Genomic DNA, 19,049 nt, shown 5'->3' on the forward strand with positions numbered 1-19,049 from the left:
CAGATCCACGACGGCGAGGGCGGGATCGGGGAACTCCGCGTCGCTCAGGAACCAAGAGGCAGAAGGCAGCGAGCGTCGAGACTCGTAGACGCTGCGGCGCTGCCGTGGGTGCACACGTTAGCCTCGTGGGCGTGGCCACCGCACTTGTCATCGAGAACGATCCGACCGACGGCCCGGGGCGGCTGGGGGAGTGGCTGACCGAGGCCGGCCTCGAGCTGACCGTGCTGCGCCCGCACGCCGGTGACCAGCTCCCCGGCGAGCTCGACGGATATCTGGCGCTGATCGTCCTGGGCGGCGACCAGGACGCGTACCCCGACGCCGCCGGCGCGCCCGGAGCGCCCTGGTTCCCGGCCCTGGAGGGGCTGCTGCGCAAGGCCGTGCGCCACCGCGTGCCCACCCTCGGCGTCTGCCTGGGCGGCCAGCTGCTCGCCTCGGCTCACGGCGGCCTGGTCGAGCGCAGCACCTCCGGCCCCGAGATCGGGCCCGGCCTGGTCGGCAAGCGCGACGCCGCCGACACCGACCCGCTGTTCAAGTGGGTGCCGCTGCTGCCCGACGTGATCCAGTGGCACCGCGACGAGATCACCGAGCTGCCGCTCCGGGCCGTCCTGCTGGCCGCCTCCAGCCGCTACCCGCACCAGGCGTTCCGCCTCGGCGACCGGGCCTGGGGCCTGCAGTTCCACATCGAGTGCGACGCTCCGATGATCGAGGAGTGGGTGGCCGGTGACCGGGCCACCATCGACGAGCTGGGCTACGACCCCGAGGCGGTCCTGTTCGCCACGGTCGAGCAGCTGGCCGACGTCGAGGAGGTGTGGCAGCCGTTCGCGGCCCGGTTCGCCTCCCTCGCCCTGGGCACCCTGCCCGACGCCGACATACCGAATCCGGGCACCGGCCGTACCCTCCCGCTGTTGGGGCAGTAAGCCGTGACCAGGCCCAGCCGGCTCGCCCGGTACGGCTTCGCCGACGACGGGGTGCGCGCCGCCGACCTGGTCGGCCCGAGCGGCCTGCGCCTGTGGGACACCGAGGCCCAGGCGCCGGCCGGTGCCGAAGCCGCGGAACTGCTCACCGCGCTGTCCCGCGCGGCCGATCCGACCCTGGCCCTGCGCCAGCTGCACCGGCTGGTCGACGCGGCCGGCCGGGCCGAGGCCCGGGACAACGGCGGCCCGGTCACCGGTCCCGGCGGGGATATCACCACGAACGCCGCCACCGACGAGATTGTGGCGGCGCTGGCCCAGGACGCGGGCCTGCGCCGGCGCCTGATCGCCGTGCTGGGCGCGTCGTCCGCGCTCGGCGACCACCTGGTGGCCAACCCGGACGACTGGCGGGTGCTGGTCACCGGCAAGACCGGCCTGCCGCCGAACGCCGAGGGCGGCCTCGAGGTCGACGGCGTGCCCAGCATCCCCGAGCTGCGCCGGGCCTACCGGGTGTCGCTGCTGCGGATCGCGGCGGCCGACCTGACCGGCGGGCGCGGCCTCGAGCCGACCATGGCGGCGCTGTCCCGGCTGGCCGACGAGACGCTGGGTGCGGCGTACGCGATAGCGGTCGCCGGCCTGCCCAAGGAGCCCAGCCTGGCCGTGGTCGCCATGGGCAAGTGCGGCGGCAACGAGCTCAACTACGTCTCCGATGTGGACGTCATCTTCGTCGCCGACAGCGACGAGGACCTGAGCGCCGGTACGGCGGTCGCGGCCCGGCTCATCGAGATCTGCGGGCAGGTCGCGTGGCCGGTCGACGCCGCGCTGCGGCCCGAGGGCAGTCGCGGCCCGCTGGTCCGCACGCTCGCCAGCCACCAGGCGTACTACCGGCGCTGGGCCCGCACGTGGGAGTTCCAGGCCCTGCTCAAGGCGCGGCCCGCGGCCGGCGACCGGGCGCTCGGCCAGCAATGGATCGACGACCTGGCCCCGCTGGTGTGGCAGGCGGCCGAGCGGCCCGAGGCGGTGGCCGACGTCCGCGACATGCGCCGCAAGATCATCGAGAATGTGCCGGCCAACCAGGTCGACCGCGAGATCAAGCGCGGTCCGGGCGGGCTGCGCGACATCGAGTTCGCCGTCCAGCTGCTGCAGTTGGTGCACGGCCGCGTCGATGAGACGCTGCGCTCCGGCGGCACCCTGCCGGCCCTGCGCGCGCTGGTCGCCGGCGGTTACGTCGGCCGTGAGGACGGCGAGACCCTGCTGCGCGGCTACCGCTTCCTGCGCGGCGTCGAACACCGGCTTCAACTGCAACAATTGCGGCGTACGCACACCGTGCCCGACGACCCGGACGGACTCCGCTGGCTGGCGGCGGCCCTCGGCTACACGGCGATGCCCGGCCGCGACGCGGTCGGCGCGTTCCGCTCGGACTGGGTCGGCCACGCCGCCCAGGTGCGCCGCCTGCACATCAAGCTGCTCTACCAGCCGTTGCTCGAGGCGGTGGCCCGGGTGCCGGCCGAGGCGCTGCGGATGACCACCGAGTCGGCCGGCCGCCGGCTCAAGACGCTCGGCTTCGCTGACCCGGCCGGCGCACTGCGCCACCTCCAGGCGCTCACCGGCGGCGTCACCCGCACCTCGGCCATCCAGCGGCACCTGCTGCCGATGCTGCTCCAGGAGTTCGCCGACGCCCCCGAACCCGACCGCGGCCTGCTCAACTACCGGACCGTCTCCGACAAGCTCGGCAGCACCCCGTGGTATCTGCGGCTGCTGCGCGACGGTGGCCCGGTCGCGCTGCGGCTGGCCCGGGTGCTCGGCCTGTCCCGCTACGCCACCGACCTGCTCACCCGCGACCCCGAGGCGCTGCGGCTGCTGGCCGACGACGCCGAGCTTCAGCCCCGCAAGCGCGAGTCGCTGATCGACGGCTTCGTCGCGGCGGCCGAGCGGCACGCCGACAACCCGGTCAAGGCGATCGCCGCCATCCGGGCCCTGCGCCGGCGCGAACTGTTCCGGCTGGCCTGCGCCGACATCCTGAGCCGGGCCGAGGAGCTGGCCCCGGCCCAGCCGCTGGACGTCGACGCGATAGGCATCGCCCTCTCCGACGTCACCGACGCCACCCTGAACGCGGCCCTGGCCGTGGCCCGCCGGGCCAAGCCGGCCCCGGACGGCATGCGCTTCGCGATCATCGGGATGGGCCGGCTCGGCGGCTACGAGATGAGTTACCCCTCCGACGCCGACGTGCTCTTCGTCTACGACGGCGCCGACACCGGCTCGGCCGCGCTGGCCATCGCCGAGGAACTGCGCCGGTCGCTGAGCGCGCCCGCGCCCGACCCCGAGCTGGGCATCGACGCTGATCTGCGGCCCGAGGGACGGCAGGGCCCGCTGGTCCGGAGCCTGGCCGCCTACCAGCAGTACTACGCCCGCTGGTCGAAGGTGTGGGAGGCGCAGGCGCTGCTGCGGGCCCGCTTCGTCTGCGGCGACGAGTCGCTGGGCCGCGAGTTCGAAAGACTGGCCGACCCGATCCGCTACCCGGAGGGCGGCCTCACCCGCGAGCAGGTGGTGGAGATCCGCCGGATCAAGGCCCGGGTCGAGGTCGAGCGGCTGCCCCGCAACGCCGACCCGCATACACACACCAAGCTCGGGCGCGGCGGCCTGTCCGACGTGGAGTGGGCTGTGCAACTACTTCAACTGCTTCACGCGTACGCCATCACCGGTTTGCAGAAAACGCGCACCCTGGAAGCTCTCGACGCGGCGGTGAAGGCCAAGCTGGTCGACAAGGTCGACGCGGCGGCGATGACGGCCGGATGGACGCTGGCCGCCCAGGTGCGCAACGCGCTGACCCTGGTCCGCGGCCGCCCGACCGACCAGCTGCCCCGGCACGGCGTCGAGCTGGCCGGCACGGTGCAACTGCTCGGCGGCGGCGACCCGGGCGAGTTCGTCGACCGCTACCTGCGCCTGACCCGCCGCTCCCGGGCCGCGATGGAACGGGTCCTCGACTCTTGAGCCGCTCGCTCGTGCCCCGGCTGCCGGTCGCGCCCGGCGTGTACCGCTTTCGGGACGTACGCGGGCGGGTGCTCTACATCGGCCGGGCCACCGAGCTGCGCTACCGCGTCGGTTCGTACTGGACCGATCTCGGCAAGCGCCGCCACCTGGCCCGGATGGTTCCCCAGATCACCCGGATCGAGGCGCTGACCTGCGACTCCGTGCACGAGGCGGCCTGGCTCGAACGCAACCTGCTGGAACGATCCAAGCCGCGCTGGAACCGGACCCGCGGTGGCCAGGAGGTGCCGTTCTGCATCCGGCTCGCGGACTTCACCCTCCAGGCGGTGCACTGGCCGCCGGTGGCTTCCGGTGGCCTGATCTTCGGACCCTATCTAGGGGGTACGCAGGCCCGGCTGGCCGTTTCGGCCCTGGAACGGGTGTTGCCGCTGCGCTACACGGCCGACCGGCTCGGCGGTTCACAGCGCGACATGGCGGCGATCCTCGGCGTCGGCGCGGGCGACCGGGACCACTTCGTCACGCTGATCACGGCGGTCCTGCGCCGGGAGCCGGCCGCGGTGTCCGCGGTGCGGGCCCGGCTGGCCGAGCTGCGGGACCGGGCCTCGGAGCGGCTCGGCTTCGAACTGGCGGCCCGCATCCAGCAGGAGATCGAGGCGGTCGACTGGGTGGTGGCCGAGCAGAAGGTGACAACGCTGACCCCGGGCGACGACGCCGAGGCGTACGGCTGGTCCGGCGGGGTATTGGTACGTTTCCAGATCCGAGCCGGGCGCCTGAGCGGCTGGGAACAGCGCGGATGTTCCCAGCGGGCGGCGGAGCCGCACGTGGCGCGGACCCCGCCGCAGTGGCGCGACTTCGCGAACCGCAACGCGGAACTGGCCACCCGATTAGTGGCGGAGAGTGTTCCATCCGGTTCCTAGGGGTATGTACCTTCCATGATTTTCAGCCTGGTTCGCCGTTTCGTCATCATGGCCGTCGCGATCCCCCTCGCCGCCGCCGGCTTCCGCAAGCTGAGCGATCGGCTCGAGGCGCGCAAGGGCCCGACCCGCACCACCCGCTACATGCGCCAAGGCGCTGACCTGCTGGCCGGCTTCGGCCGCCAGCCCCAGAAGAAGCGCCGCCGCTTCGCCTGGTAACTCACCCCCGCGGATTCATCCGGCGCCGGGCTTCGTTCGCCGCCGCGGCCGCCGGGGTGACGCCGTCGCGCTCGGCGGCGGTGAAGATGCCGGTCAGGGTGGACGCTATGCCGTTCAGGCGGGCGGTCACCTGGGCCGGCGTCTCGTGGTGCAGTTCGACGGCCGTGGCGCGCAGGACGCCGCCGGCGCTGACGACGTAGTCGGGCGCCCAGAGAATGCCCCGCTCGTGCAGCAGGCCGGCGGTGGCCGGGGCGTCCAGCTGGTTGTTGGCCGGGCCGGCGATGGCTCGGCAACGCAGGGCGGGAACCACCGCGGGGGTCAGCAGGCCGCCCAGCGCGGCCGGGACCAGCACGTCCACCTCCGCGGTCAGGCATTCCTCCGGGGTCGCCCACGTCGCGCCGAGCTCGGCGGCCACCTCGCGCCGGGCCGGGTCGATGTCGCTGACCACCAGCTTGGCGCCCGCCTCGGCGAGCAGCCGGGCGACGCGCTCCCCGACATGCCCGAGCCCCAGCACCGCGAAGCTACGCCCGGCCAGCCCGTCATCCCTGACATCCCGGACATCCCCGACATCCCCGACATCGATTGTGCCGCCGGTGGCGTTGGGCCCGCTGAGCACGCGGCCCCCGGCGTTCCGCCCGCTCGAAGGGGCGCTCGCCGTGTGGTGCCCACTCGAAGGGCCGCTTGCCGCGTGCCCGCTCGAAGGGCCGCTTGCCGCGTGCCCGCTCGAAGGGCCGCTTGCCGCGTGCCCGCTCGAAGGGGCGGCCCACGCGTTGCGCCCGCTCGAAGGGGCGGCCGCCGGGTTGCTGGTCAGCGGGGCGGCGGGGCTTTGGCCGGACAGCTTGGCGCAGACGGCTTTGAGAGCGGCCACGGTTCCGAAAGCGGTGGCCGGCGAGGAATCGCCGCTGCCGCCGTGGGTGGTGGGGCGGCAGAAGACGTGGCTGGTTCGGTCGGCGATGGTGACCATGTCGGCGGGGCCCGTGCCGACGTCGGGGCCCGTGGCGTAGAGGCCGGCCAGTTCCTCGATCACTGTGCCGGCGTCGTGCAGGGCGGCCGTTCGGTCGAAGTCGTGGGCGGGCGTGACGATCACGGTCTTGCCGCCGCCGTGGGGCATGCCGGCCAGGGCGCATTTCTCGGACATCGCGGCGGACAGGCGCAGGGCGTCCTCGAGGCCGTCGCGCCACTGCGGGTACGCCTTCATCCGGCACCCGCCCAGAGCCTGCCCCAGGGCCGTCGAGTGGACGGCGACGATGATCGGCAGGCCGGACTCCGCGCCGCGGCGGATCACCACTCGCTCGTGCGGGAACATCGCTTCCTCCGTACAACTAAATCGGTCCTTGCTGCGAAAGCTAGACGCCTGCCCGGGCCCGGCGCAGACTTGCCGAACGAAGTTCGGCGAGAGCCGGGAAGTGGGGGACGGTGGACGACATTGATTCGGCGATCGTGCGGGAGTTGCAGCACAATGCCCGGCTGACCAACCGCGACCTGGCCCGGCTGGTCGGCGTCGCGCCCTCGACCTGCCTGGAGCGCGTGCGGCTGCTGCGCGACCGGGGTGTGCTGACCGGCTATCACGCCGAGGTCGATCTGGCCGCGCTCAACCGGCACGTCCAGGCCTTCCTCCACCTGCAGGTGCGCCCGATGAGCCGCGACGTGATCGAGGGCGTCAAGGCGTACGTGACCGGGTTGCCCGAGGTTTTGTCGGTTTTCGTGGTGGCGGGCGGCGACGATCTCCTCGTGCACGTGGCGGTGCCGAGCGTCGACGCCCTCCACTCCTTCCTGATGGACAAGTTCAGCCAGCGCCGCGAGATCGTCGGCTTCCGAAGCTCGGTGATCTATCAGCACACGCGGAACCGGGTGCTCGGGCCGCTATAGAACCAGCCTCCTCCAGTCGGACAGGTCGGACAGCAGCTGCCGGTCGTGCGTCGCCACGATCACCGCCGCCGGCGTCGTGCGGATCGCCTCGGTCAGCTCGTCCACCAGCGCCGCCGACAGGTGGTTGGTGGGCTCGTCGAAGATCAGCAGGTCGGGCCGGGTGGCCAGGTGGGCGGCGAGGTCGAGCCGGCGCCGCTGACCCAGTGACAGCCGGTCGGCCGGGGTGCGCAGCGCCTCCGCGTCGAGCAGGCCGAAATGCTCCCGCGGGGCCTGGTGGGCCGAGACCTCCTGCTCGACGAACGCGATCCGGTGGAAACGCCGCACGGTGCCACCCGTGGGTTCGAGCTTTCCGGCGAGCAGCGCCAGCAGCGTCGACTTCCCGGCGCCGTTCGGCCCGGTCACCAGGAGCCGGTCACCCCCGTCGACACTCACGCTGATCGGGTGGTCCAGCCGGCCTTCCAGGTGTACGCCGTGAGCCCGCACCAGGGGCAGGCCGGCCCGGACCGCAAGCTCGGGGAACCGCAGGGCCGGCGGCGGCGCGGGAGCCGTGACCCGGTGCGCGTCGAGGGCTTCCCGCTCCCGGTTGAGGGCCTGCACGACACCGGGCGCGCGGGTCTGGCGCTGATGCCGGCCGGTGCCCTTGGGCGGGCGCCAGCCCGTACTGAGCCGATCGCGGGCCTTGCCGACCGCGGTGGTGAGCCGTTGACGCTCGGCCTGCTGCTCCTCGAAGTCCTGCTCCCAGCGCCGCCGATCCCGCCGGCGCCCCTCCTGCCACCCGTCGTAGCCGCCGGCGTACACGCGGGGCCGCCCGTCGGAGGTGGGGTCGAGGTCGAGGAACTCCCCGGCCACGTCCCGCAGCAGCGCCCGGTCGTGGCTGACCAGCGCGAACCCGCTTCCGTGCTCGCGCAGCCGCGCGGTGAGGAAGTCGAGCCCACCGGCGTCCAGGTGGTTGGTCGGCTCGTCGAGGAGCAGAAGGTCGTAGCGCGCCCCGAGCAGACAGGCGAGCCGCACCCGATAGCGCTGCCCCACGGAGAGGGTGCGCAGCTCCCGTTCCCGGTCGGCGCAGGCCCCGAGCGCTTCGAGCGCGACATCGACCCGCCGCTCGGCATCCCACGCGTCCAGCCGCGTGGCCAGCTCCAGCGCGGCGGCGTAGCGGTCCTCCGCGCTGTCGCCGTCGGCCAGAGCGTGGCTGGCCTGGTCGGGCGCGGCGGGGTAGCGGTCCTCCGGGCTGTCGCTGTCGGCCAGATCGCGGGTGGCCTGGTCCGGCCCGGCCGGGTAGCGGACCTCCACGCGGTCGCCGTCGGCCAGATCACGGGTGGCCTGGTCCAGCGCGGCCAGGGCAGTGTGGGCGTCGCGCAGGGCTTCGCCGGTGAGGGTGCCCACGGTCAGGCCCGGATCGGCGGGGAGGGCCTGATCGGCCAGGCCGAAGCTGCCTACGCGGTGGACGCGGCCCTGGTCCGGTGTCAGGAGGCCCGCCAGGACCCGCAGAAGGGTCGTCTTGCCGCAGCCGTTCTCGCCGACGATGGCCAGGCGGGACCGTTGCGAGACGGTGACGGAGACCTCGGTGAGCACTCGGCGGGCGCCGAGGGTGACGCTGACGTTCTCGGCGCGCAGGTGCGCGTGGTCACCGGCGAGGGCGCGTAGGTGCGCGTGGTCACCGGCGAGGTGATCGCCGGAGGGGGACGGTGTGAAGGTACGAACAGGCACAGGAAGCTCCGCAGCTCGGAATGGAGCCGGGGCAGCGTCGAACGGCCGCTCCGGCGGGACACCGAGACGGCGGCGACAGGAAGACGAGGAGGCGCCGCCGTCAGCGGCGGGTGCGCAACCTCATGAACGCGATGCCTGTGTACATGGCGGCCAGGCTATCGGGCGCCAAGACCCGGAGCATCCGAATTAAGTCAGCTGGTCAGCGTGTAGCGGCCGGGGGTGCGGACGTGGACGCGTACCCAGTCGCCGTCGCGGTCCACCCGGGCGCCGTTCGAGGCGGTCAGCCAGCGGGAGAAGCGCACGCGCAGGACCACGTCGCCGGTGAAGGGGGCGTCGAAGGTGATCGTGTTCGCGGTCTGGGTGACCAGGGTCGCGGGGGTGCCGACCAGCGGGCGGGGGCCGGTCACCGCGTACAGCCGCCAATGCTCTCCGCTCCACACCGGGTTCAGGTAGGGCAGGCCGCCGGCGATCAGCTCCGCCTCGGGACGGCCGGACCAGGTCGGCTCGGCGTCGGGGACGGCCACGAACTGCACGGCCAGCTCGTCGAGCCAGGCGCGGTAGGTGCCGGCGGTGAGGGGGGCGCCCGTACCCGTCGTACCGGGAATGGTCGTGAAAAAGAGCGGATTGCGGTCGATGTCGGCCTGGCGGAGCCAGCCGCGGGCCAGCGGGACGTCGCCCATGTGGGCGGCCTCCCAGTAGTCCCGCGTCGGCGGGATCTCGACCCGGCCGGTCAGTTTCTCCTGGGCGAGCCGGTCGAGCAGGGGAGTGAAGTAGCTCCGCTCGGCGGCCGGATCGCCGATGTCCCGAAGGTCGCCGGTCACGACGGGCGGCTGCCACCAACAGGCCGCCACCAGCAGGATCGCCACCGCCCACAGCGGCATGGGCCGTTCGCGGCCACGCCACGAGGGCCAGGTCGCGTACGCGGCCAGCACCGGCAGCGTGAACATCACGGCGAGGCGGGTCGCGTTGAGCCCCACCGGGGTGTGGATCAGCGCGGACGCGAGGACGCCGGCGGCCGACAGGAGGGCCGCCACGCGTACCGGCCGGCGCGGAACGAAGACGGCCACGGCCAGGCTCGCCACCACGGCCCGCACGGTGTCGGTCCGGCTGATGTTCATCCAGCCCCCGTCCCCGAACAGCAGGGACAGCGCCGCCAGGGGAAGCGCGGCCGGCACGGCGATGAGAAGACCTCGCGAGAGGGGCCCGGCGACGGCCAGGGCCACGCCGGCCAGGCCCAGGAACAGGCCGGCCACCGGGCTGGTGGCGCCGGCGAGCAGGGCGGGGATGGCGGCGAGCCAGGCCCGGCGGCGGGTCACCAGAACCAGGGCGGCAAGACCGAAGAACACCCCGAGGCCGTACGTGACCCGGCCGCTCACCAGGTTGCCGGCGATGCACGCCGTGCCGGCCAGGGCACCCAGCCACGGCCGCTTCGCCGACGTGGCGCGCAGCAGGACCGCGAACAGGACCGAGGCGCCGACGAGAGACAGGGCGCCGGTCAGGCGTACCCCCAGAATCGCCATGACCGGCTGGGAGACCAGGCTGTAGCCCAGTTGGTCGACCCCGGCGTACCACCGCAGGTCGATCGGGGTGTAGCCGTGCGCGGCGAAGAACTCGGCCCGGGCGACCTGAGCGGCCAGGTCGGAGCCCATCGGGGGGAGCAGCAGGTACACGGCGCCGAGCACCGCCGCGACCACGGCGGTGACCCACTCCAGCCGGTGCCGAGCCCACACGCGCCAGACCCTACCCGGCGTCGCGGCGTGTCACGGTAGGGTGCTCGCCATGCCCCGCTCCACCGCCGTCCGATATGTGGGCCTGGCAGGGAGTCTGCTGCTGGCGGTGGCCGCCTGGCTCGGCGGCGCGAGCAGCCCGTGGGAGCCCACAGTGACGCCGCGCACGATTTTCGCCGGTGAGAACGGTGTCGCCCTCCCGCTCGCCTGGCTGCTCGGCACGCTCCTGATCATCGGCGCGTGGGTGGCCGGCGTCCGCGCGGCGCCGACGGCCCGGTGGGCGTACACGACGGCGGCGCTGTGGGCGGTGCCGCTGCTGCCGTTCCTTCCGCTGGGAAGTTACGACGCTTACTCGTACGCCTGTCAGGGCTGGCAGCAGGCGGCGGGCCTGGACCCGTACGCGGGTGGGGTGACCGACCTGGGTTGCCCGTGGGCGTCCGCCGTGGCGCCGACGTGGTTGTCGTCGCCGGCCCCCTACGGGCCGGTGTTCCTGCTGCTGGCGGCCCTGGCGGTCAAGGTGGGCGGCTCGCTGGCCGGCACCCTGGCGGCGTTGCGGGTCATCGCCGTGCTCGGCGTGGCCCTGATCGCGGTGTGCCTGCCGGCGCTGGCGAGGCGCTCGGAGGTGCCGCTGGGCCGTGCGGTCTGGCTGACCCTGGCTTGTCCGCTGATCCCGATCCACCTGATCTCGGGCACCCACAACGACGCGGTGATGGTCGGGTTCCTGGTGGCGGGCCTGGCCGTGGCCATGGGCAGCCGCCGGACGTGGGCCGCGGGCCTGCTGCTCGGCCTGGCGATCGGCGTGAAGGCGACGGCGGTCGTGGTGGTGCCGTTCGCTTTCTGGTTGGCGCTGCGGTCGCGGGCCGCCTCGGCGGGAAGGACAGCCGGTTACGTGCGGGCCGGGGGCGAGCTTGCGGCCGGCGTTCTGGTGGCCCTGGCCGCGGCGTCCCTGTTCTCCGGGCGCGGCTTCGGCTGGATCACCGGGTTGGCCGGCAGCGGCGCCTCCGTCCAGTGGACCTCCCCGCCCACCGCGATCGGCATGACCGTCAGCCTCTTCGGCCCGGACGCCGTACCGGTCACCCGCCTGATCGGCATCGGCCTGCTGGCCGTGGTCCTCGTGCTCCTCTGGTGGCGCGCCCGCCTCCGCGACCCCCTCCTGCACACCGGCTACGCCCTCGCCGCGACCGTTCTGCTCGCCCCCGTCTTCCACCCCTGGTACGCCGTCTGGGCCCTGCCCGTCCTGGCCGCCACCCTGCACCACCATCTGCGCCGGCTGGTCGTCCCGTGCGCCGTCGCCGCCGCTCTCTGTCTCCCCGACGGCTACAACGTGGCGCTGGCCGTGAAGTCCCAAGGCGCCATCCTCATGACGGCCTTCGTAATCTATTTAGCGTGGAAAGCACTACATGAAGCGAAAAATCGGAATAGTCGCGGTCTTGGCGCTGATCGCGCTGTTCGTCGTCTACCTGGCTGAGACGCGTAACGAGTACTTCGACTCGAAGGTCTACTACGGCGCGATCCAGTACTGGTTCCGCGGCGACGGCGGCATGGTCTACGACTGGCTGCGCCCCGGCACGCCGTACGGCTTCACCTATCCGCCCTTCGCCGGGCTGGTGATGGCGCCGATGGCGTTCCTGCCGTTCGGCGTGGTCGTCGTCATCGCCATCGTCGCCACCGTGCTGACCACCGCGCTGCTCACCTGGTGGTTCGTCTCGCCGCTGATCAAGCGGAAGGGCTGGACCGTCTGGTTCGCCTTCGCGGTCGCGTGCTGCCTGGCCATCGCCTTCGAGCCGGTCCGCGAGACGATCACCTTCGGGCAGGTAAACACGCTCCTGCTCACGCTGGTCGCCGGTGACCTGCTGCTCGGCCTGGCCAAGGGGCGCAAGTGGGCCGGCGTCGGCATCGGCCTGGCCACCGCGATCAAGCTGACCCCGGGCGTGTTCATCCTCTACCTGCTCGTCACCCGGCGCTGGCGGGCCGCGATCACCGCCTCCGGCACCGCGGCCGGGGTGAGCCTGGTGGCCGCCGCGGTCTTCCCGGACGAGTCGCGCGAGTTCTGGACCTCCGCCCTGTGGGACACCAACCGGGTCGGCGTGCTCTCGTTCCTGTCGAACCAGTCGGAGCGGGGCTTCCTGGCGCGGCTGCACATCGACCAGGTCGAGTCGAAGGTCTGGCTCGCCTGCGTACTCCTGACCCTGGTCTTCTGGGCTTGGCGGGTGCGAGCCCAGCCGGACGACATCATGGGCGGCCTGGCCCTGACCGGCGTCCTCGGGTGCCTGATCAGCCCGGTCACCTGGATCCACCACTGCGTCTGGCTCATCCCGGCCATCGTGCGCTGCGTCGACGTCGGCCTGTCGGGGCGGGACCGGCGGCCCCTGTGGCTCGGCGCGGCCGCGTACGTCATCATGACCTCGCGGTTGACCTGGTGGTGGGAGAAGCGGCCGCGCCCGCCGCTGGAACTGATCGGCGGCAACTTCTATGTCTGGTTCAGCCTGGCCCTGCTGATCTGGACACCCATCGGCACCCGTCGTTCTTCTGACGTCCACCAGGAGGACAAGATCCTTCTGTAGCCAGAGAGCGTGCCTAGACGCCGTACGACTTCGGCCGACGAGGGCGACTACGAGGGCGGCAGCCGCGGCTGGACGATCTTCTCCCGCGACGGCCGGGTCGTCTGGGACGCCGGCAACACGCTCGAGCACATCGCCGTCGAGCACGGCCTCTACCCGGACAAGCGCTCGGACGCCAAGGGCATCGAGCCCGAGAACGTGGCCTTCGCGCGCGTCAACGGCACGCCGTACCTGGTCGTCAACGCCGAGCGCGGCAACTTCACCGCCGTCTACGACGTGTCGAACCCGCGCCGGCCGAAGTTCCGGCAGCTCCTGCCGACCTCGAACGGCCCCGTGGGCGTCGTCGTGGTGCCGTCGCGCGGTCTGGTGATCGTCTCCAGCGAAGAGGAGATCCCGGACGCGAACATCCGCGGCTCGCTCACCATCTACGGCGTGGGCCGAGCCGGTTTCCCGTCGATCGTCTCCCGCGACGAGATCCCGTTCGGCACGCTGTCGGCCCTGTCGGCGGTCCCCGGCACCCGCGACAAGCTGGTCTCGGTGACCGACTCGGCCTACACCCCGACCCGGCATCCTCACCGTCTCCGTCTCCCGCGGCCCGGCCGAGATCACCCGCCAGCTCACGGTCACCAGGAACAACAAGCCGATGGGGTACGACGCCGAGGGCATCGCCGCGCGCAAGAACGGCGGCTACTGGCTGGGCGTCGAGGGTTCCGCGGCCAAACCCAACTTGCTCGTACGCTTCGACGCGCGCGGCGCCGTCCAGCAGGAGATCCCGCTGCCGGCCGACATCGCCGCCGTCGTCACCACGAACGGTTTCGAAGGCGTGGCCGAGTCGGGCGGCGTGCGGCCCCCAGGCCTCGATCAAGAAGGTCTACGAGTTCGACGTCCCGGCCACCTGGACCGGCGTCCCGGCCGTGCGGAAGAAGCTGGTCAAGGACCTGCTGCCGGCCCTGAAGGCCGGCCACGGCTGGGTGCAGGACAAGGTCGAGGGGCTGGCGATCGCCGGCAACGGCCAGGCGTACGCGGTCACCGACAACGACGCCCTCGACGACGCCACCGGCGAAACCGTCTTCCTGCGCCTGGGCCGCATCTTCTGACTAGGAACCCGGCCTAGTCGCGGGTACAGTGGTCTCGTGCCCAGCGTCGCCATCGGTCGTCACGGGCCTTCGAGTCTTTCGGGCTCGGGGCTTCGTGACGGCCGGTGGCGCCTCGGCCACCGCGACGATGCGGCCCTCGTCCGGGTCGTGCCGGAAACCGGCCGGCAGGATGTATTCGGCCCAGGCGTCCGGCACCACCTCGGCGTTGGTGAACGTGACCTCGCCCTTGGTCACGCAGGAGTGGAACATGACCGAGGCCTGGAAGACCGCGTCCTCAAAGCTGACCTTCCCGTGGAAAGCGGCGTTCTGAAACCAGGCCTTGCCGCCGAACACCGCCTCCCGGAAAAACGCGTTGCCGTCGAAGGTCGCGCCGCCGAACGCGGCGAAATCGGCGAACTCGGTCGAGTTGAAATGCGCCACCCCGGCGAAATGGGTGCCGGTGAACTTCGCCGACTTGACGTTGCCGACGCCCAGGTTGAAGTTGTGGAGCACGGCGCCGCTCAGGTCGAGCTCGATGCCCGGCCAGTACTTCGGGTCCTCGGTGAGCGTCCGGTTCGGGCCCTTCTGCCGCGGCCGCAGGTGGCGGGTGAGGATCTCCTGAGCCGCCAGGCGGACCTGTCGTTCCTCTCGCGGATCCACCGCGCTCGCCGGCTCCGGCATCGGCGCCTCGCTGCCGTCGCACGGCATCCGCAGGTAGGCGCAGACCACCTCCACGACCGTCTGCCGCTGGCTCGGGTTCTCCTGCGCGAGCCGTTCCAGAGCGAACAGGCAGGCGAGCCGTACGGGCGCCTTGTCCGAGCCCAGATGTTCGGCGGCCTTCGCGTACAGCTCGGTGACCCGTCGTTCCGCCGCGTCGTACTCGGTGGCCTGCTGGGTCCGCTCCGCGAGCTGATGCCGGCGCAACGCCAGCAGCAGTCCCAGCCCCGCGGCCATGCCGGCGCCCACGGTCAGGCCGGTACGGAAAGCGGTGACCTTGAGCTGGGCGACCTGCGCCGCGTTGCCCTGCGCGTGGTTGGCGATGTGCAGCAGCCACAGGATCGCCAGCGCCGTGGCCCCGCTGACCAGCAGGGCACCGGCCGGCACGACCCACGTCGGCACGGGCCGCAGCGGCTTGATCGGCTCGGTGGCCGGCGGGGCGATCACCCTTGGGCGGCCCCATTGCCTGACCAGCGTCACGGCGAACAGCGTCAGGGCGCTCGTGATGAGGAGGAGCGGAAGCCAGTGCCGCCCCAGGAAGGCGTCGACCGGCCCCCAGTGCCGCCATGGCCGCAGCAGAACCGCCAGGGCGGCACCCATGAGCGCGGCCGAGCCGAGATAGCCGGCGCGGACGAAATACCTCACCTGTCGATCACACTCCGGCACGGCCTCGTTCGAACTACGGACCGCAGATACTCGTACATCAAGAAAGTGGCGGCACAGAGGCGTCACGCGAAAGGGGTACGCTGCCGCTGACCCGTTTTGCACCGCTTTAAGATGGTAACACGAAAGGGACTGTCGCATCGCTGACAGTGGCGCGCGAATGGAACGGTAACGATGCAGAAGCCGGCCGCCGAAATAGACGGGAAGGTGATTTCATTTCGCATTTTCGAACGCGTCGTGGTTCGCGGAGAATTGGCGTGTCAACGCTAAGATCCCGCGCATGTCTTCAACGATCGAAGACCAGTCCGGCCCGAACGACGGGTACGAGTTGGAACTCGCACGATTGCGCGAACGCCTCGAGCGAACGGAGCGTGAGCTCGCCCAGTTGCGGGACCGGCCGGGCCGGCCGCGGCTCGTCTTCCAGTTCACCCATCACCTGCTCCAGGGCGCGCGGGTGGCATTGTGGATCGTCTGCGTGTGGCTGCCGCTCACGGCGCTGCAGCCGATCGCGCACGACCTGGCCGGAAAGGACATCCGGTTCGACGCGCTGAACATCGTGCTGCTCCTGTTGTGCCTCGGCCTGACGACCGGCTGGGCGATCACCGGAAAACAGAGCCGGGAACGAAAGAAGAAAATCCAGGAATTGCGGGTACGACACGACCGACTCGAAGTGAAAATCTTCCAGCAGCGGGCCGACCCAGAAGGTTGAGTGATGACATTGACAACGGCGCTCCTCTTCGCCGTATTCGTCATGACCGCCACCATGCCGACCGTCCTGATGATTCTCTGGATGCACGTCGTACACAGCCGGCACCGCAACGAACTGTGGCGAATCCGCGATTCCCTGGTCGACGACGTCCTGGAGAACAGAATCTCCCGCACGCCCGGCATCGACCTGGCCCTGAAAACCGTGGAAACACACATCAGGGTCGCCGGCCGCCATTCCCTGTCCGACCTGATCCTGGCCATGGCCGTCTACCGGGGCCAGCCCGTCACCCCCATCCAGGAGGAGATCAGACGGGCCGGCGTCCGCGAGGCCGACGCCCCCCGCCTCCAGCAGTACCTGAACTCCCTGTGGGCCACCAGCTCGGCCAACCTGTTCCGCAGCTCGATCCCCGGCCTCCTTGTCCTGCTGGCCGGCCGCCTGATCGACCTGGCCAGCCCCACCCGCCGCACGGCACCGGAGCCCCGCCAGCGAGCCCACCGCCAGTTCCGAGCCCGAGCCGAGCCCATCGAACTGACCGAAATCCCCGACCTGGTCCGAGCCGGCGACCACCTCTGACCCGCACCCGCCCGACCCGATCACGCAGAGGCCGGCGCGGCCGGCACCGAGTTCACCCGTGGCGCCCCACGCGCTCCGGCTGTCCAGGACCGGGCGAGCGCTCTTCCCCAGCAAATGCGGTCGACACGCTGTCCAGCTGCCATGGGTCACGCGCGGATGTCGCCGAGCCGACGCCGATGACGGGCGCGGCTCGATACGTTGCGGGGGCCGGGATCCGTCAGCCCGAGACGAGCGGGGCGTGCCGATGGAGGAACTGTCCGAGCGGGACAAGGTTCAGAAGGATCTGCTCTGGGACTACTACGCCGAGCTGCGGGCCACCGCCCGGCAGATCGAGACGACGCGGTCCAGCGCCACCAACTACGCGATGCTGGTGGCGTCGGCGCTGATCGCGGTCGTGGCCCTCGACAAGGTGGTCGACGCGAACGACCGCGCCCTGTGCCTCGTCCTGGTCGTCGTCAGCCTGTTCGCCACCTTCTACTCGTTCGCCTACGCCGAGCGGTACGTGAAGAACAAGCGGCGCGCCGAATTCGTCATGGCCGAGATCGACCGGCGCTTCTTCGGGAACCAGCCGGAGGCAGCCCGCCTGCGCGGTATCAAACACGAGGCCGACGCCGCCGCCGGTGAGTACGACAAGACCTTCCGCCTGATCAACCGGGTCACCGTCTCGTCGCACCTGTTCTGGATCATCGTGCCGGCGACCATCTTCGTACTTGGATGCCTACTGCTCCTCCAGACTTTCGTGGGCTAGGACGGTTGCCAGCCGGCGACCTTTGCCAGCCCGACGGCGTACAGCTCCGCCAAGTTCCGGTCCACCTCGGACAGCTTGATCCGGCTCGGGCCGCTCTTTCTCGCCTTCGCGCCGCTGCTCGGGATGATTCTGCTCGCCGCCGACGCGGAGCCTGCCGCCCAAGAGTGGCTTCCGGTCCTGCTCGGCGGTCCGGTCAGTCGGAGTTGGGCCAGATGAGGATGCCGGGGCCGTCGGGGGTCTCGACCGGGATCCAGGCCTCGTCGACATCGGCGAGGCGGGACTCGTCGAGGGTCAGGGGCTTCGGCTCCTCGCTGCGGCCGTCGTCGGAAGCCCAGTAGGAGACCTCGCCGATGACGCGGCGCAGGTGGTCCAGTTCCTCGTCGGGCCAGCGGTAGTTCCACGTGCCGACGCTGTCGAGGTGGACCTCGAAGATCTCGCGGAGCTCGTCGAGGGCGCTGAACGCCGCCAAGGGGACGAGGAAGCCCTCCTGGCGGCCCTGGCGGCAGGCCGTGCCGCCGTACTGGTGGTGGTAGACGACTCCGGTCGGGGCGGCGACCAGGACACACAGGCCGGCCAGGCCGTCCGGGTCGAGGGAGACGTGCCGGGTGCCGGTCACCGGCGGGGAAAGAGGTCGCGTATCACCCGAGGATTCTCTTGCTTGATCGCCGAGTAGCGCCACCCCACCAGGGAAGAATCGGGGGATGCAGACATTCCTGCCGTACCCGGACTTCATCGCGTCGGCCGAGGCGCTCGATCAGAAGCGGCTCGGCAAGCAGCGCGTGGAGACCATCCAGGTTCTGCGGGGGCTGACGGTCGAGGGGTACGGCTGGCGCCACCACCCGGCGGTGAAGATGTGGCAGGGGTACGCCGAAGGGCTGGTCCGGTACGGCCTCGACATGTGCGCCGTCTGGACCGCCTCCGGTCGCTCCGACACCTGCGCGGCGACCCTGGTGGCCGACCTCGGCTTGGGCCGTCCCATCCGTACCCAATCGGAATTGGCGTCGGTGAAGGAACTTCCCCCGTGGCTCGGGGACGAGGCTGTGCACCGCAGCCACCGCTCGGCGCTGCTGCGCAAGGATCCGGACTTCTACCGTCCGCTGTTCGGCCCGGACCTTCCCGACGATCTCCCGTACGTGTGGCCGGCCACCGCCGGGTAGGTTGAACCACCAAGATCGAAAGGAAGTGGCGTGACCGAGCGGGAGATCCTGACCTGGGACGACTTCGGGCGGGCGGGGCGCGTCCTGGCCCAGCAGATCGCCGATGACGGCTGGCGTCCCGGCCTCATCCTGGCCGTGGCCCGCGGTGGCCTCTTCGCGGCCGGCTCGATCAGCTACGCGCTCGACGTGAAGAACCTGCACGTGGTCAACGTCGAGTTCTACACGGGCGTCGACGAGCGTCTGGACACCCCGGTCATGCTGGGCCCGGAGCCGAGCGTCACCGACCTGACCGGCGCGAACGTGCTGATCGTGGACGACGTCGCCGACACCGGCGAGACCATCAAACTGGTCCGCGACTTCTGCTCGGCCCACGCGGCCGAGGTCCGCACCGCCGTCATCTACGAAAAACCACACACCATCGTCAATTGCGAGTACGTGTGGAAGCGCACCGACAAGTGGATCAACTTCCCCTGGTCGAGCCTCACCTGAGGCGGACCGATTTGCCAGGGC

Annotated in this window: 18 protein-coding genes and 1 pseudogene; 14 read left to right on the forward strand and 5 right to left on the reverse strand. The window is 71.5% G+C overall.

The genetic code is table 11. The features are described from left to right. The first annotated feature begins 131 nt into the window (after positions 1–131). The 4 genes from ACGFJ7_RS26860 to ACGFJ7_RS26875 are packed head-to-tail and all read left to right on the forward strand — an operon-like array spanning position 132 to position 5,032. Complete coding sequence (locus ACGFJ7_RS26860; protein ID WP_360252487.1) at positions 132–917, forward strand: type 1 glutamine amidotransferase; 786 nt, start codon at positions 132–134, stop codon at positions 915–917. A 3-nt stretch (positions 918–920) separates the two neighbouring features. Then, positions 921–3,902, forward strand: a complete 2,982-nt coding sequence (locus ACGFJ7_RS26865; RefSeq protein WP_392644400.1) for a bifunctional [glutamine synthetase] adenylyltransferase/[glutamine synthetase]-adenylyl-L-tyrosine phosphorylase — start codon at positions 921–923, stop codon at positions 3,900–3,902. Continuing rightward, entirely contained in the window at positions 3,899–4,816 is a 918-nt protein-coding gene (locus tag ACGFJ7_RS26870) for a GIY-YIG nuclease family protein (RefSeq protein ID WP_392644402.1), read from the forward strand. The genes ACGFJ7_RS26865 and ACGFJ7_RS26870 overlap by 4 nt, the downstream gene beginning before the upstream one ends. A gap of 15 nt (positions 4,817–4,831) precedes the next feature. Beyond that, positions 4,832–5,032 (forward strand): hypothetical protein, encoded by a 201-nt coding sequence (locus ACGFJ7_RS26875; protein WP_360252497.1) that lies wholly within the window; start codon positions 4,832–4,834, stop codon positions 5,030–5,032. A gap of 1 nt (position 5,033) precedes the next feature. On the opposite strand, the gene ACGFJ7_RS26880 is transcribed toward ACGFJ7_RS26875, so the two are convergent. Next, the gene (locus ACGFJ7_RS26880) at positions 5,034–6,338 is read right to left on the reverse strand and encodes a Glu/Leu/Phe/Val dehydrogenase dimerization domain-containing protein (RefSeq protein WP_392644404.1); all 1,305 of its coding nucleotides are present in this window, start codon (positions 6,336–6,338) and stop codon (positions 5,034–5,036) included. 110 nt (positions 6,339–6,448) lie between these two features. On the opposite strand from ACGFJ7_RS26880, the gene ACGFJ7_RS26885 reads away from it, so the two are divergent. Continuing rightward, on the forward strand, positions 6,449–6,901 hold the full coding sequence (locus ACGFJ7_RS26885) for an Lrp/AsnC family transcriptional regulator (protein ID WP_360252503.1): 453 nt from the start codon (positions 6,449–6,451) through the stop codon (positions 6,899–6,901). On the opposite strand, the gene ACGFJ7_RS26890 is transcribed toward ACGFJ7_RS26885, so the two are convergent. After that, entirely contained in the window at positions 6,896–8,608 is a 1,713-nt protein-coding gene (locus ACGFJ7_RS26890; protein WP_392644406.1) for an ABC-F family ATP-binding cassette domain-containing protein, read from the reverse strand. The two genes, ACGFJ7_RS26885 and ACGFJ7_RS26890, sit on opposite strands and share 6 nt — an antisense overlap. 191 nt (positions 8,609–8,799) lie before the next feature. Continuing rightward, complete coding sequence (locus ACGFJ7_RS26895; protein WP_392644408.1) at positions 8,800–10,338, reverse strand: hypothetical protein; 1,539 nt, start codon at positions 10,336–10,338, stop codon at positions 8,800–8,802. A 49-nt stretch (positions 10,339–10,387) separates the two neighbouring features. Here ACGFJ7_RS26895 and mptB point away from each other — a divergent pair, with 49 nt between their 5' ends. The 4 genes and pseudogenes from mptB to ACGFJ7_RS26915 all read left to right on the forward strand — a co-directional run bounded on the left by mptB (position 10,388) and on the right by ACGFJ7_RS26915 (position 13,993). Next, the gene (mptB, locus tag ACGFJ7_RS26900) at positions 10,388–11,803 is read left to right on the forward strand and encodes a polyprenol phosphomannose-dependent alpha 1,6 mannosyltransferase MptB (protein ID WP_392644410.1); all 1,416 of its coding nucleotides are present in this window, start codon (positions 10,388–10,390) and stop codon (positions 11,801–11,803) included. Beyond that, positions 11,736–12,899: a glycosyltransferase 87 family protein gene (locus ACGFJ7_RS26905; RefSeq protein WP_392644411.1), complete on the forward strand. Its 1,164-nt coding sequence runs from the start codon at positions 11,736–11,738 to the stop codon at positions 12,897–12,899. Before mptB ends, ACGFJ7_RS26905 begins: the two co-directional genes overlap by 68 nt. 601 nt (positions 12,900–13,500) lie before the next feature. After that, positions 13,501–13,674 (forward strand): annotated as a pseudogene (locus ACGFJ7_RS26910) (esterase-like activity of phytase family protein); the annotation flags it as partial. Positions 13,675–13,756: 82 nt separating this feature from the next. Continuing rightward, positions 13,757–13,993, forward strand: a complete 237-nt coding sequence (locus ACGFJ7_RS26915; protein WP_360253148.1) for an esterase-like activity of phytase family protein — start codon at positions 13,757–13,759, stop codon at positions 13,991–13,993. On the opposite strand, the gene ACGFJ7_RS26920 is transcribed toward ACGFJ7_RS26915, so the two are convergent. Then, positions 13,994–15,334 (reverse strand): pentapeptide repeat-containing protein, encoded by a 1,341-nt coding sequence (locus tag ACGFJ7_RS26920; protein ID WP_360252519.1) that lies wholly within the window; start codon positions 15,332–15,334, stop codon positions 13,994–13,996. A gap of 298 nt (positions 15,335–15,632) precedes the next feature. Here ACGFJ7_RS26920 and ACGFJ7_RS26925 point away from each other — a divergent pair, with 298 nt between their 5' ends. The 3 genes from ACGFJ7_RS26925 to ACGFJ7_RS26935 all read left to right on the forward strand — a co-directional run bounded on the left by ACGFJ7_RS26925 (position 15,633) and on the right by ACGFJ7_RS26935 (position 17,382). Then, complete coding sequence (locus tag ACGFJ7_RS26925) at positions 15,633–16,061, forward strand: hypothetical protein (RefSeq protein ID WP_360252522.1); 429 nt, start codon at positions 15,633–15,635, stop codon at positions 16,059–16,061. A 3-nt stretch (positions 16,062–16,064) separates the two neighbouring features. Continuing rightward, on the forward strand, positions 16,065–16,634 hold the full coding sequence (locus ACGFJ7_RS26930; protein WP_360252525.1) for a hypothetical protein: 570 nt from the start codon (positions 16,065–16,067) through the stop codon (positions 16,632–16,634). A 238-nt stretch (positions 16,635–16,872) separates the two neighbouring features. Beyond that, on the forward strand, positions 16,873–17,382 hold the full coding sequence (locus tag ACGFJ7_RS26935; protein WP_392644414.1) for a hypothetical protein: 510 nt from the start codon (positions 16,873–16,875) through the stop codon (positions 17,380–17,382). Positions 17,383–17,575: 193 nt separating this feature from the next. Here ACGFJ7_RS26935 and ACGFJ7_RS26940 read toward each other — a convergent pair whose 3' ends face one another. Next, the gene (locus ACGFJ7_RS26940; RefSeq protein ID WP_360252531.1) at positions 17,576–17,998 is read right to left on the reverse strand and encodes a DUF6210 family protein; all 423 of its coding nucleotides are present in this window, start codon (positions 17,996–17,998) and stop codon (positions 17,576–17,578) included. An 85-nt stretch (positions 17,999–18,083) separates the two neighbouring features. Between ACGFJ7_RS26940 and ACGFJ7_RS26945 the strand changes: the two genes are divergently transcribed. Both ACGFJ7_RS26945 and ACGFJ7_RS26950 read left to right on the forward strand, forming a co-directional pair. Further along, on the forward strand, positions 18,084–18,539 hold the full coding sequence (locus tag ACGFJ7_RS26945; RefSeq protein ID WP_392644416.1) for an MSMEG_6728 family protein: 456 nt from the start codon (positions 18,084–18,086) through the stop codon (positions 18,537–18,539). Between the two features lie 30 nt (positions 18,540–18,569). After that, positions 18,570–19,028 (forward strand): phosphoribosyltransferase, encoded by a 459-nt coding sequence (locus ACGFJ7_RS26950; protein ID WP_360252537.1) that lies wholly within the window; start codon positions 18,570–18,572, stop codon positions 19,026–19,028. The last annotated feature ends 21 nt before the right edge of the window (positions 19,029–19,049 follow it).

Origin of the sequence: Actinoplanes sp. NPDC048988, from assembly GCF_043197815.1 — a bacterium.
In the GTDB taxonomy this organism is placed as follows: Bacteria; Actinomycetota; Actinomycetes; order Mycobacteriales; family Micromonosporaceae; genus Actinoplanes.